The organism is Persicobacter diffluens, assembly GCF_036244895.1.
Taxonomy (GTDB): domain Bacteria; phylum Bacteroidota; class Bacteroidia; order Cytophagales; family Cyclobacteriaceae; genus Persicobacter; species Persicobacter diffluens.
In genome coordinates this window covers 182043-196055 of record NZ_BQKE01000006.1, presented here as the reverse complement: position 1 = coordinate 196055, position 14013 = coordinate 182043, and the positions used below count along the sequence as shown (strand labels likewise).

At 39.4% G+C, this 14013-nt stretch carries 9 protein-coding genes; 2 read left to right on the top strand and 7 right to left on the bottom strand.

Going from position 1 to position 14013, the window contains the following annotated elements:
- The first annotated feature begins 3 nt into the window (after window positions 1-3).
- Both AAA970_RS25630 and AAA970_RS25625 read left to right on the top strand, forming a co-directional pair.
- Complete coding sequence (locus tag AAA970_RS25630; RefSeq protein WP_338239774.1) at window positions 4-6852, top strand: T9SS type A sorting domain-containing protein; 6849 nt, start codon at window positions 4-6, stop codon at window positions 6850-6852.
- Between the two features lie 73 nt (window positions 6853-6925).
- Window positions 6926-8098 carry a hypothetical protein gene (locus tag AAA970_RS25625; protein WP_338239773.1) on the top strand — a complete coding sequence of 391 codons (1173 nt, stop codon included), beginning with the start codon at window positions 6926-6928 and terminating at the stop codon, window positions 8096-8098.
- Between the two features lie 480 nt (window positions 8099-8578).
- Here the strand turns inward: AAA970_RS25625 and AAA970_RS25620 are convergent, their stop codons facing one another.
- The 7 genes from AAA970_RS25620 to AAA970_RS25590 all read right to left on the bottom strand — a co-directional run bounded on the left by AAA970_RS25620 (window position 8579) and on the right by AAA970_RS25590 (window position 13404).
- Window positions 8579-9229 carry a hypothetical protein gene (locus tag AAA970_RS25620; RefSeq protein ID WP_338239772.1) on the bottom strand — a complete coding sequence of 217 codons (651 nt, stop codon included), beginning with the start codon at window positions 9227-9229 and terminating at the stop codon, window positions 8579-8581.
- Window positions 9230-9491: 262 nt separating this feature from the next.
- Window positions 9492-9806 (bottom strand): hypothetical protein, encoded by a 315-nt coding sequence (locus tag AAA970_RS25615; RefSeq protein WP_338239771.1) that lies wholly within the window; start codon window positions 9804-9806, stop codon window positions 9492-9494.
- Between the two features lie 211 nt (window positions 9807-10017).
- Entirely contained in the window at window positions 10018-10284 is a 267-nt protein-coding gene (locus tag AAA970_RS25610) for a hypothetical protein (RefSeq protein WP_338239770.1), read from the bottom strand.
- 155 nt (window positions 10285-10439) lie between these two features.
- Window positions 10440-11849, bottom strand: coding sequence for a DNA cytosine methyltransferase (locus tag AAA970_RS25605; RefSeq protein WP_338239769.1), 1410 nt, complete (start codon window positions 11847-11849; stop codon window positions 10440-10442).
- A 2-nt stretch (window positions 11850-11851) separates the two neighbouring features.
- Complete coding sequence (locus AAA970_RS25600) at window positions 11852-12112, bottom strand: hypothetical protein (RefSeq protein WP_338239597.1); 261 nt, start codon at window positions 12110-12112, stop codon at window positions 11852-11854.
- Window positions 12113-12204: 92 nt separating this feature from the next.
- Window positions 12205-12468 carry a hypothetical protein gene (locus tag AAA970_RS25595; protein WP_338239596.1) on the bottom strand — a complete coding sequence of 88 codons (264 nt, stop codon included), beginning with the start codon at window positions 12466-12468 and terminating at the stop codon, window positions 12205-12207.
- A gap of 63 nt (window positions 12469-12531) precedes the next feature.
- Entirely contained in the window at window positions 12532-13404 is an 873-nt protein-coding gene (locus AAA970_RS25590; RefSeq protein ID WP_338239768.1) for an ArdC family protein, read from the bottom strand.
- Between the last annotated feature and the right edge of the window lie 609 nt (window positions 13405-14013).

Sequence of the window (14013 nt, the reverse complement as noted above, 5' to 3'; positions counted from 1 at the left end):
TCAATGAGGCGTATATTTATATTTTATTTATTCTTTTTAGAATTACCCAATTTTTTATTCGGGCAAGAATTAAGTTTAATAACTCGGAATGTCAATCTTTTTTCAACAGCAATACTAATTGCTGATAATTTTAATTTAACTACCGGAGGTGATAATGTCTCCGATCCGGAAAAATATATTTATACGCTTCAAACCCTCCCTACCTATTCAAATGATGAAGTTTCCCTTGAAGGGGAACTTTACCTTCTGAAGGGTGATGATTGGCTACCTATTCTACCCTATGATGAAAACAATCCTGATTTCGAAGCTGGAAATGCGGTTTATCAATGGACTCATCAGGATGTAGAAGATGGGCGCTTGGCATTTTCTGCTGAAGGGCAGCCTGATTTTGAGAATAATAATCAGGTTCGCTTCCAGTTCAAACTACGGTATACTGAAAATGAAAAATGGAAACCTGATCCATTCACCTTTACTGTTAGAATGAGAACTGGAGGTAATTTTAATGTACAGCAATCTAGTGGAGCGGATTGGCCAGAAACCCCACCTACATTCAATTTTGAATATGGAAACGAGTCAGTGGATTTCATTCCTTCACTATCCATTGGTAACCCCGCTTCTGGAGCCACCACCCTCATCCACCAAATGACCTTTTCCATTGCAGGAGGTCAGAGCGGCGATGAATTAACTTATACTGAAGCCTCGACAATTTACGATTTAACCTACAATGACGATACTCCCGGTGCACTAACCGTTACCGGATATGCGCCTAAAGGGGTATATGAGGACATTTTCAAAAGTATTGGCTATGCATTCACCGGAACGGACTATCCCTCTCCAAACCCCAGAGCTTTGGATATTGCCCTTTACCGGAATGCTATTAGCGAAGCTGTGAATGAAGGTGTTCAGGCCCAAATACAAACTCATTTCCAACCCAACCTCAATGACAACGGCCTGATTTCGGGCGAAAGTCAAGAATTTTTAACTTACGAATTTGATGTCACTCACCCTGCGGGTACCTCAAAAACGGTGTATTACCAATTCCAAAATCTCCCAACCTGGCTGGAATGGCTTCCCGGCCAACAAAAATTACAGGGCTACCCTAACGGTACTGTTGTTTCCGGGGAAAAGTTTAATCTGTCGGTCTCTTTTTTGGACATCGAAAGTGCTGATCATACTGTCGATGCCCGTGACATCAGAACCAAGGAATACACAATCACACTGACCGATGACCGATATCAGATTACAATAGATGATGCTGCCGGCCTTTATACGGTAGTGGGCTGTGATGCCACAAGCCTGGGAGCTTTAAAATTAACGGGGAATTTTGCCGCACAAGAAGAAATCCAATTTAAGCTAGCAGACAATTATGCCTTCGATAACGAAACGGATGATTTAACTGCTTCCGTTGATGCTAATTTTACTTTATCCGCTAACAATACCGAGTTAACTGTTACGCCTTCCGTTGACGGACAAGTTATGGAGATTAGCGGTTTAAAGGTCAAATTCACAGGTAATAATATTGGAAATGATCAGCCCGCATCCAATATGATTCAGGCCCTGGAAATTGACAGTGATGCAAAAAATCTAAGCCAGAGTCCTTTGCTTGCCTATGCCGCGCCTTACTGTTATATATCCTATAATCCCAATCCTGCCTGTAATTTTGAAGGGATTAATGTGCGGGTAGATAGCAAAGGAGAGGGGACCGGATATACCGTAAATGTTTTTCCGGAAGAGGCTGATTACGAAGAGGACAGTCCTTTGCATACGCTGAGTCTGGACGAGGGAACCGCATTAGTGCCTGGTCTGGAAGCCGGAAGCTATGTGTTAATTCCAAAGTTCAAAAATTGTAAGTTAGACAACGCCCCTTACCCCTTAAGAATTGATTTAGGTCCGGTATTAAAGCCTAAGTCTGAGGTGTTTTCTTTTAATGGGGCTACGAGCCAAAAGATTGAAATATTTTCCGGCCAGTATTTCAATGATTATAATCCAAATGATTTAGAAGATGCTATTCTGCATGCTAGTGGAAGAGGGGTTTTTGTTGAAAACAATATATACTATTTTGACCCGAGTCAGGTTAATATTGATGAGGGAACTGATATTACGGTTGAAGTAAGTGCCATTAGCCTTACCGGAGGATGTTCTACTACTCAATATTTAAACTTCCGGGTAGTTGCTGACCGCTTTGCAAATGACTTTTTGTGCTTTGGAGATTCTTATACCCTTATCAGAGAATCGGATGTAAACGTTCCTTTAAGTTCTTCTGTCAATTTTAATAAATATGTATTTAATCCATGGTTAAATTATGGATTAAACGCCATTTCAAATAGCGACGTAGTAAGAGGCAAAAATTTAATTCTATCCTCTTATTCCAGTAAACTGGCCGGATTATCCACATCTGTTTATCAATCTCTTATTGCCAATCATTTTTCTTTGAATTCAAATGGGGAACTACATTTTAAACATCATGACTTTAGGGAGGCTTTGGCAGAGCGAATAGCGCTCGACTTTAGAGGTTATATCCGTACAGAGATTGCTACCGGTGCTCAAACCTGGTGGTGGACCACCAGTACCAGTCCACCAACCAGTGATGCGACCTACAGAAGAGTATTGGTGAATTTGAATTTACAATCCTATATCAAAGCATTCGAATTTTCTTTTAATTTAATACATGAAGGAAATACCATTCCTTCCAACTTATATATTGGAGATATTGATTGGGTAGATTTTTCTCAAATTGGAGGTGCATACTGTAGTTCTACCCAGGGCTTGGAATGGATTTTCCATCGCTTTTTAACCATAAATTCCATTAGTACCAAGGTAAAAGAGGACCCTAATACAAATTATGTTTTAGCAACACCAGTTGATGATGATGATGATGAATCAGGAGTAAGCAGATACCGTGTAAATTTCAATTCGCTAGAACCTTTATTTGTTGATAAGGATGAGGTGAATATTGACCTTACCTTGAGTTATAAACAATCGGGTTGTTCCAGTCTCTTTACTAAATCCATTAAAATTACCAATGGGGTACCTCGCCCTATTATCTCTTTTGATGGTCGTAGCTATGAGAGTGAACACAATACCAATGTTATTCCATTGCAATTTTGCCCTGGTGAAGACAATCTTTTAATGCATGCAGGAAATGCTTCTTATGAAAGCCTTTGGAGGGTTGGAACCGGTGATTGGGAAAAAATACCCGTAGATGATTATTTTGCCGTTCTTCCTAATACCATTGATGGTAAAGCACTGGAAGTAAGGTTTAGCGGCGGCTGTGGAAATGATTTTGATGCAGACCGACCGGTCATTAAGCTAGATGTTGAGGCATTAGAGGAGAAACAGATGAACTGGGAGGCCAAAAGTTATTATTTTGAAAATGACGAAGCCATTACGGTCAATTATAAAGAGCGGATAGATGGTTTAGTTTTTCCAGATCTGGAGGTTTTTGATCCCGCTTATGTTCAACTCATTATCAGCGAACACGAGGGGGCTGAAATTGCCCGTTTATCTTATGACCATGCCGATATTGAAGCATATCCATTTGCGGAATCCGGTGTTTATGATTTGCAGCTGGTGTATGTGGATATTAATGATAAAGACGGGAATGTCGACGAGCAGGCAATTTCTTGTGAAATATATAGTAATGTGGTTCAGGATATCGTTTTCAGGAAGCCAAAACTTGAAATGGTTACCTATCACTACGCCTGTGAAAAAGATGAAGAGGTTAATTTGGCTCAATTCATCACCATTTCCGATAAAAATGGAAATCCTTATCCGACTCCTCTGGATATCAAATACCATGTGCAAAAACCTTCTGATAGTGAATTTAAAGAACAGGAAGGGGAGGATTTGGAATTACGTGAGCACGGTGAATATCTGGTTTATATAGTATTGAGTAATGAAGATTACAATTTCACTTATCGAACGGCAACCCTTAGGATCCGAAAAGACAAGATGGATTTTGTTATCGAGAATCCTCAGGAGAAGCTTTGTTTGGATACTGATTACTGGATGATCGACCCCGTCATGATTTTGAATCAGAACCTTGACAATGAAGAAGCAGGAGACCGCTACGATGACCTTTCGCTGTTTGATTATTATCTTTTGGATGAGGCAGGAGAGTCTTTTAATCAGGATTTATTTGTTATTGAAGAAGGTCGTCTTGGGATTGATCCAAGGATCACGGGGAAATACACTTTACACCTGAAATATTTCTCCTCCCGAAATGGCGATACAGGCGGAAGCTGTGAAAGTAACCTTTATTTCGATTTTGAAATTTTTAATAATCCGGTGGCCACTATTGGTACTTTTGACGACCCGGCTTGTAACGGATCCGGAAGTGTACTTCTTAATACTGTAGTGCAGGATTTTCAAGGCAATAACTTAAACTGGAGTGATTTTCCTCATGTTGAGTATTTTGCAGAGGAAGTGGACGGCTTAGTAGAAGACGCTAATGCCCTTTTGTCAGATGGAAGAGAAAAAAAATCATTCTCGAAAAGTACCGTTGGGCATTTCAATATTCGTTATGACGTCCGCGATAATAATGGTTGTGTAAGTGAAGCTGCTACCTATATTGAAATTAAAGCATTACCTGAACCTGCATTCACAACATCCTCCGACTTACCCTTTGTTTGTGAAAATGACGAAAAACCATTTGAGTTTATTAATACTTCTGCCATGCCGGAAGATTTACTAAATCCGGAGCATGGTGGCCAAATTACCCGTTATGCCTGGTATTTTGGAAATGGATTTTTTGTAGATAATGGCCTAGTAGAAAAAAGTATTAAAGATGAAATTGGAGATACTGGTTCGGAAACCAATTCTTCCGGTACCTATGAAAACCCCAAGCATTTTTACACCAATCCCAATGAATACGAGGTCGAGCTAACGGCCTATTCTGAATTTGGTTGTGAGAATACTACTTCTATGAAGGTAGAATTGGGTGCAAACCCTAAAGCTGCTTTTGATTCAAAAGCCTACACATTAGGTTTCCCTACTACTTTTGAGGATCACTCCAGTATTGAAACTTCCCTGACCAATCGAAAAATTGAAAAATGGGAATGGGACTTTGGTAATGGTGAAAAAGTTACTTATTATTCCTCAGACCCATTTGAATACTTCAATTATGTGAATGATGGCACGTATAATGTAAAACTTATATTAACCTCAGAAGTAGTGGGTTGTAAAGATACCGTTGAATATCGTATTCCAATATTTCCCCTGAAAACACCGGTAATAGACAATGCCTATGAAACTAATTTTTCCGAAGGGAACGCCGGCTGGCTACACTCTGGCCAATGGGATACCGAATATGCATTAAGCTCCTGGAGCTTGACCGATGGCAGCTGGCAAACAAATACAGGAAATCATGGAGATAAAGAAGCCCCAAAGGAGAATACCTATTATGCGGCAGAAAATTCCTGGATTGAAAGTCCCACTATTGATTTATCCCAATTGGAACTTCCGATGCTATCGATGAAACTCAATATAAATTCCACTCCGGGAGTGGATGGGATAAGTTTGCGATATACCTGTAATGAAGGGAAAACCTGGAATACGGTTGGCAATATTGGAGAAGGTTTGGATTGGTTTACCAATGAAACCGTACTAAGTCTGCCTCAGGATAATGTAGACCGGAAAATTCAGGGCTGGTCCGGTAAGACTGGGGAACTATTTGCCCGTATTCCTTTGGATGAGGTTCAAAGGGATGCCATGACCGCAAATACAGGGGCAGAAAATCCGGGGGATGGACAAGTACGTTTTCGCCTTTGGTTTGCCTCTAATAACACCGTTGACGCCACGGCCGATTATTCAGGAGTGAAGTTGGAAGAATTCACAATAAGTGCCCGCAACCGCCTGGTGGTGGCGGAACACTTCACCCATGAAAATGCGGACCCCAAAGAGGCAAATGCACTTTTTGATGCGGTATCAGTTTCTCCAAATGAGTTGGTGATTTTGCAATATGGATATCAGGATAAAAGCCAGGCTACTGAGCACCTATTCGATGAAGGCTGGATGCCGGCAGGTGCCCGGGCATTGCATTATAGCATTCCGGAGCCCAACAGGGTGATGGTGGACGGCCATATCTACGAGCGGGAGAAATGGACGGAAAGTGCTTATCTGCAAAAAGCCATCAGTCAGGAAAAACTGGAGAAAGCCCGAGCATTTATCGATGATATTTCCGAAAGCGACTTCCTGGACAACCTGGATCCAAAAACGGGAAAGACTTTCATAAATGTGGGTTTTGAAACCGTTGCGGGCCTTCCGGTTGAAAAAGAAGACCATCGATTGATTTTGCATACTCATATGGTGGCTGGCAAGTTGGAACTTCCTCAAACAGGTCAGGTATTCCGAAATGTGGTTAAAGAAATGTTACCTGATGCCGCAGGGCTAAATGTGAAAACGGAGGAATTTGATGAAGAAGGATATATTCATTTTCAGGGGCAAATACCATGGCAGCCTGATCACTCCTGGGCTTATGCGGAGGATGTGAAAATGATCCAAACTGTTCAGGGATGGGATACGGATATCATTTATCAGGCCAGAGTATTTGATATTCCTGCGGAACTCATTCCGCAGCGTCCGCTGGATGCCGAAAAGCTTGCTAAACAGCTCCAGTTGTACCCCAATCCAAACCAGGGGAAATTTACCCTGGAATGGCAGGGAGAAGGAAAAGCAGACGCCTGGGCGATTTATTCTACCGCAGGGGTAAAAGTAGCAAAGGGAGATTTTCAGTTCCCATCGCAAACCTCCCAAATGATAGCAGTAGACGGTCTCGCCGATGGCCTCTATGTTTTAATGTTAATGAAAGAAGGGAAATTAATCACCCATAAACGATTAGTGATTACCCATTAAAGAATTGTAAAATGGATTTCGAGATTCGAAGGCTGATGGCCTTCGGATCATTTTTCCAAATGATATATTAATAATGACTTTAAAAAACACCTTTATATTCAGCCTCCTATTGCTGCTTTTTTCCTGCAGTGAAAACCTGGATATAGCAGAAAATGACTATTTCCTACGCCTATTGGGGTACAACGGACAAGACCAGGCCGTTGCCATAAAAACCCTAAGTGATGACGGGATTTTGGTGGCCGGCAATCTCAATTTAGTAGACACCAATAGGGCTTTGTTTTGGTCCAAACTGAATAAATACGGAATTGAAGAATGGCACCACAACTGGAAAGAAGAAGATAACCAAAAAATGACAGACTGGCTGCTCAAAGAAAATCAGATTTTAGCAACCGGGATGGTCGAACAAATGGGCATCAGCCAACTGGCAATTTGGAAAATGGATCTCTCCTCCGGAAAGATCATCGATTATAACCTCCCGCTCGCGAGTAGTCAGGAATGCTCCGGTCAAAAATTACTCAATACAACAGATGGAGGCTTAATCATAGCCGGAAACTTCACCGATTATTCACAAACCGTACGCTACGAAGGCATGATCTTTCAAAGACAAAATGCGGCTGGCGAAGTGGTTTGGGAAACACAAAATCATCAACTGGAGCCTTTTGAACAATTAATCGAAGCTGCTGAGATTAATGATCAATTTTATTTTTTTGGTAATGTAGAAAACAAGGGAGAAAAATATTTGAGAATTGCCGCAATAAATGGCCTGGGACAGGTGGTCTACACTAAAATTTTCGGAAATCCCGGAGAGAATATTGAAGCGGTAAGTGCTGAGATTACAGAAAATAGTGTGAAATTTTTAGCCACCGTTGGAATAGGAAGCAATAGGAGAATGGTGTTCAGAGAAATTAGCCTAAAAGCAGAATTAATCAACACTAAAGACCTTGCCAATAATGGGATTGAATTTGCCGCAGATGTTTGTCAGGATGCACAGGGAAACTATTTCATCCTTGGCAATCGGGTAATTGATGCCCGCCAAACCGATTGCCTACTTCAAAAACGAGATGCCAATATGAACCTCATCTGGGAGCAGACCTATGGATCCGAATGGCAGGACGAAGCTAATAAACTATTTTTACGCTCCTCAGGCCCCGGATTTTTAGCAACAGTAAACTTTGATAACAAAAACGAAAATGCCAATAGAAAAATGGCCATCTATAGTTTGGACCAGGAAGGAAATTTGAAATAGCCTTTGGGAACAATGCGCTCGCTTGCAGGCAAGCGGGCGAAATGTTCAATTAGCGATTGAATATTTCCATCTTCAATTTTAGTAAAATTTTGAGAGCCCGGTCTGAATAGCCGGGCTTTATTTTTATCCATATTGTAATAGAAAATACCTATTTTTCATTTTCAGCTCAATAAAAAAACTACTTCAATACCCTAAAAATAATTTAGCCTTGTTCTAGCTTTTTCAAGCCAGGAAAATAATCCCCTTCATGTTAAGCAATTAGATATATCCCACTTGAAAAAGACCTGGATAAGATCAAAAAATACCCCAACATTTACTGAAGGGGCTCCCGAAAATTGATTTTTAGATAGAATTTGGAGTAAAGTTAGTATTATCTTCCTTTAATTGAAGAAAATAGGATGAATATGATTTATCGTAATACGAAGGCCCAATACATTCCGGTTAGTACATTAATCTTTATCCCTTTGGAGACAATGACGATTAGTACAGTTTATTTTCCCAGTTTATGAAAATGTTTTCCTCTGCCCATAGAATTTCATCCTTAGGTAGTTGGTTGAACCACTTAGCAATCTTTTCTTTCTGAAAAGGCAAGAGCATCTTTTCAGAAATAAATGTTTTGAAAATGGGAATTATATCTCGACTAGAACAAATTCCTTGATTTCCATTAACTCGGTCACCAAGTAAAACACCATACTTGGTCAATCGTATAAAATTTGCTTCGAAAGAATTTCCATCGATTGTAATATCTGTAGAATTTTCACAATCATTGAGGAATTTAGCAATATCAATCATTTTCGTTATTTGTCTTTCTGATCTAGTTGTAACCCTATCAATAACATGCCCACAGGTGAAGGAAGTCTGTTGTGATGTTACTTCAGTAGACATGTAATAATTTTTCCCATAGGTCGTAGGAATCTTAACAAATAATATGGCGGTGGCTCCGCCACTCATTTTTTTTGAAATTCCTACGAAATCATACCCATCCCATTTTCTCGAAAAATGAACAGTAGTGGCCTTTTTGATGCATTTTTTATGGCATCGCTTGAATAGACTTTCGACATTATGGTTAGATGCAATCTCTAAAATTTTCCGTCTTACTTTATGTGGGTTTTCATTGTTAAAAAAAATCATAGAAAATTAATTGTAGGTTTAATTAATTTTTCATAAGGCCCTCCGGCTAATCGGTTTTTATAGAGACATATCCAAGGTGATTATGTCGACAATGTATCGATAAATGATAAAATTTACAATTTTAATTGTAATAATTTAATAATAAAGGGGGCGCTGCTGTTTTTTGTATTCATAAAATCTGATTTTGAAACTTTGGATATATTAGTTCTAATTCACCGTAAACCCGGTGAATTCGTCAAAATTTAAGCGAAGGGGGAGTTTTTTAGACTCCCTTTTTTCCCTTTCCGTAAGCCCAATTATCTAAAATTCGTTCACTTCTGCGATATTTCTTCTCTATGTATATAATGTAGGCGACAATCAGAATTAATCCAATACCATATGGTAGAAGGAATAATAGGAATACTACCCGCATATGTCCCCTACCATATCGATTCCAGAAAAGAAATGCCAGGATAGGGATTGCCAATAGCAGAACAATTGCAAAACCACTGATGTGTCCCATAGGCTCAATTTTTGGCAGGTTTTCAATAATCTCCTTGTTGGCCTCCAGTTCAATCTGAGAGTATTGCAGGGACATAGCATTAAGGAATTTGTAGATTACATAAATAAAAAGAGCGGCTGAGGCAATAGCTATTGTAGGTTCAAAATATTTACTCAATAGAGATCTAACTATTGGATTTGAGTTTTTCTTTTGTTGGTTTGGTGAAGGATTCAGTGCGGGCATGACTTTTCAGTTTAAGAATTATGATAATTTGTTCGTTTAGTTACAGTCCGGATTTTTCGGGGATTTATCTTGAGTTGTAGAGGATATTATTGAACATTTTTTCAGCTATCGGCCGTCCGGTTTCCCCTAGGTCAATTAGGGAAATAAGGTTGTCAACGATTTTCATTTTTATTTCATCTGCGATCTGCTGGGCATTGACATAGTTCATTCCCTGAGATTTGCAGTAATCAGCCCAATTCATGAATAGGCGGTATCTGACAAATTCATTATCAAAAACATGACTTATTCCGGAGTCGATCGGAGCCGGGGTAAATTGCATTTGAGTATTCATAATTTAGTTGTTTAAAAATGACAGGTATTTCTGTACAGGATTTTCCATCCAATGATCGTTCAGGAACTTTTTTATTTGGACCACCCCATTGTTTGAAAAAAAAGGGTTGAGCATTTGAGTGAATGCCCTACTTTCTTGGAAGTAGGGCTAATTGATTAAGCAGCTATTCTTCGGTTGTGATATTCCTGAATTCCGGAAAGAACCGTTTTAATCAGCGCCTTAGCCTGATTGACCTCAACTGCATTTCCGATGAACTTTTTTTGATCTCCCTGAGTGCCGACTAATTGATAGTTTTTTGGAAATCCTTGTATTTGCTTCAATTCTGAGATCAGCAACATTCTCATTTTGATGTCTCGGATATTATATGTGATCATGAATTCTTTAATCTTCATCATCACAGGAGAATCGTCTTTTTCAATGCTTATCGCTTGTTTGGCCTGTTCTATGGATACCAAATAAGGAGGAGACTTGTGCATGCTGGCAATGAGTGTAAAAGCAGGCCTGTCCAAAGAGCGTCCTTTGTCATTGTACTGCGGGTTCAGTAAGAATTCTGTTTCCACAAGATTCAGCTTGGGAACTGTGGTAATACAGCTTGCTGGCCGATGGATGGATTTTGGAGTACTATTGCCATACTGTTCATCCAAAAAGAAATTGGACTCTACAGAAATGGCTGCATATCGATCCTTGGTAGTGATAGTCGGACAAGGTTGATTGATGCTGTGGGCTCTTCCTTGTCCATAATATCCTGTCAGGTATTGACCATCTCCATTAGCGACAAATTTTTCCAGTCCCATCAGGATTCGAGACAGTGTTTTCTCGGCTAACGGTTTTTTTCGATTGAAAATGGAATTTCCTTTTTTCTCTAATCGCAAAACCTCCCTTACCGAATTCCATGGCTTCAAATCAGGAGTATTAAAAAGGGGTGCGCTGGTTTTTAAATTTGGATCTCTATGGGTTGGGGTTGGCCAATTGATAGAAAAATCGCTTTTCACAAATTGCATGAAAAGCCTTTTTCGAACCTGAAAAGCACCATAATCGGCCGAATTTAATATTCGGTAATCAGATTTATAACCGTAGTTTTCGATTTGTTCTTTCCATCGGATAAAATCCCTTCCATTTTTTCGCTTCTCGGGTTTACCATTTTCGTCTAGTGGTCCCCAAGCCATAAACTCACGGACATTTTCAATCATAAACATGTCAGGATTAAGCGATTCTATGTACATGTACATATGTTCAGCTAAGGTTCTTGAATCAGCGTCGCGAGGCATTCCGCCTTTGGCATTAGAAAAATTGGTACATTCCAAACTGGCCCAAAGGATGATAATACATTCCGGCTCTACCCTCCTTTTTTGGTCAACTAATAATTTGATTTTTTCCACTACTCGGAAATCACGGATATCCTCAGTGAAATGCACAGCTTCAGGATGATTTAAAGTGTGACTTTTAATGGCATTAGCATTATGATTTACACAAGCTAAAACTTTAGCTCCTGCTAAGTGTGCGCCTGAACTTGTTCCACCAGCTCCGCAAAACAGATCTATAAAATATACTTCAAGATTTTTCATAATTACAATTCGATAAAAATATTTCCTTCAATGACATAAGGGAGGGAAGCACAATCGCTCTCTGGATCTACAGGGCTGATAAAAGGCAATTTGAATTCATCAAATAGCCCGATGATGGTTCCTGTATAAGGGTCTTTATAGTATTTGATCAGCTGGTCATACCGGTTGAGTGATTGACATTTTTGCCTGATGGTAGGAGTAAGGATGATTCGAAAATCCAGTACTTCGAGCATTTGGGGTATAAGTGAAATTGAATTGATCATTAGTGTAAGATTTGAGGGTTGGAGAGATTGTACCAGCGCTTGCGCTGGTTGATTTTGCTGTATGGCCGCCGCCATAGCACCGACCTTCTGTCCTATAATTGGAGTGAGAAGAGACTATACTTACAGGAAAATTGATAGTTTATAAAGTGATAGTCGTCGGGCTGGGCGGTTTTTAAAAACTCGCGGATTTCAGAAATACCACCACGGGGAGTAAAGGGCTGTGATTTCCCCTTTAATGCAAGTACTTTGTTTTTATCATTTAGAGCCACATACTTTCTGTAAATACCAGTAAGCGCTTTGAAACCATCACCAATGTAGGCGAATTGTATGTTTTGTTGATTCGCATTGAAACACATATCAGTAAAATTTTGAGTAGGAAAATATGGAAGGAGAAAGGGAGGGGGAGCGGGCTCCCCCTGTCAAAAAAGATTATCCCCGATAATATATTGAGCTGCCTTACCTGCTTTAGCTGAGGCTTCAAAAATCATCTTTTTATCGTTTTTAAGCGCCTTTAGCCATCCTTTTAGATAAGCGGCTTGGTTTTCAATGACATGTTCAGAAATACCCGCCTGATCGCAAAGGAAAGCAGCTCCAAGCTCCGCGGTTAATTCCTCTTTGCTGTAAACCTGACTACCAAAGTTTACGGCTCCGGTCACCTCTTTTCTGTTTAGCCTGGACTCATGGCCTGTGCTATGTACCAGTTCGTGAAAAAGAGTTGCATAATACTGTTCAGGTCCTTTACAGTGCTCTATTTTTGGAATATGTACAGCATCAGTAGAAGGTCTATAAAATGCTCTGGCGCCTCCAAAATTGATTTCAGGGGCATTTGGCATATTATTCACAATGACTTCCGCTGATTCAATAGGATTGTTTTCTTTGGCTTCCAGTTCAATTTTACTAAATGGAATTCCTTCGGTTTGCGTCATGTTAAAGACGGTGTAAACTTTAATAAAAGGGATTTTTCCAACTGCAACTTCCTGGTCTGTTTTGTTACCTTTTTCATCTACAAAAACACAGTCATAGTAAATAACCGGAACCCCTTTAGATCCTTTTTTGATCGATCCGTTAAACGCTTTAGCCTGTTTAAAAGTCACCCATTCGTTAGACTCATACCCTTTGAAGCTCTGGAAGAATCCAAGCCACATATTATTGAATCCCTGATAAGCCTTCTTGGAGGTGAAATTCTGAGGGGCTTGCAAAACGTAAGGAGAGTTTAGGAAGTGTTTCCAAGGACATACGCCCTGCTCCAACAAATCAATGATTTGATCTGTAATCTTTTCGTAAGGTTTCATATTTGCTGATTTTTAAAGACTGAAAATCAATTTGATCAGAATGGGGAACCGGTTTCTTTCCTTACTTTAATATACGAATAATATAATTATTATGACAATTTACTCATACCGTTATTAGATGTAAATCAGTGCTTTAGGTACTTCTAGGGCGATTTTATAGCCCTTTGAATGGCTTGTATGGAGGTTGGTTTACATTGTAAATGTGCAATTTTACCAAAGATTAAATATTTATTTTGATCATGAGTTTTGTGTTCCTTTCCAAAATTGATTTTTCTCCCCCTTCAGTCCTCTTCACTACTTATTTAGGAGCTTATATTTTAGCACAATAAGTTCAATAAACGTAGAGGATACACGATTTGCATGTTTTCAATACCTAAGCCTACCAATTAACGCAAAAGGAAACCCCAATTTTTCAAATGAAAAAGTCAAGTTAGTCTTCAATAAAAAATTAGTAAAAACTTACGCATAGAAATAAAAACATATCAATATGTGCTTATACGTTAATTTTAGGCTGATTTTATGCGTATTTTGCCAAAAAGTTGCGTAAAAAAATAGGTATAAAGTCCCAAAAAAATAGGTATAAAGTTCCAGCCTGTTCTCAAAAATTCT

Coding starts and splice junctions, on each gene's coding strand:
- AAA970_RS25630 (WP_338239774.1), top strand. CDS start 4: ATGAGGCGTATATTTATATTTTATTTATTCTTTTTAGAATTACCCAAT.
- AAA970_RS25625 (WP_338239773.1), top strand. CDS start 6,926: ATGACTTTAAAAAACACCTTTATATTCAGCCTCCTATTGCTGCTTTTT.
- AAA970_RS25620 (WP_338239772.1), bottom strand. CDS start 9,229: ATGATTTTTTTTAACAATGAAAACCCACATAAAGTAAGACGGAAAATT.
- AAA970_RS25615 (WP_338239771.1), bottom strand. CDS start 9,806: ATGTCCCTGCAATACTCTCAGATTGAACTGGAGGCCAACAAGGAGATT.
- AAA970_RS25610 (WP_338239770.1), bottom strand. CDS start 10,284: ATGAATACTCAAATGCAATTTACCCCGGCTCCGATCGACTCCGGAATA.
- AAA970_RS25605 (WP_338239769.1), bottom strand. CDS start 11,849: ATGAAAAATCTTGAAGTATATTTTATAGATCTGTTTTGCGGAGCTGGT.
- AAA970_RS25600 (WP_338239597.1), bottom strand. CDS start 12,112: ATGATCAATTCAATTTCACTTATACCCCAAATGCTCGAAGTACTGGAT.
- AAA970_RS25595 (WP_338239596.1), bottom strand. CDS start 12,468: ATGTGTTTCAATGCGAATCAACAAAACATACAATTCGCCTACATTGGT.
- AAA970_RS25590 (WP_338239768.1), bottom strand. CDS start 13,404: ATGAAACCTTACGAAAAGATTACAGATCAAATCATTGATTTGTTGGAG.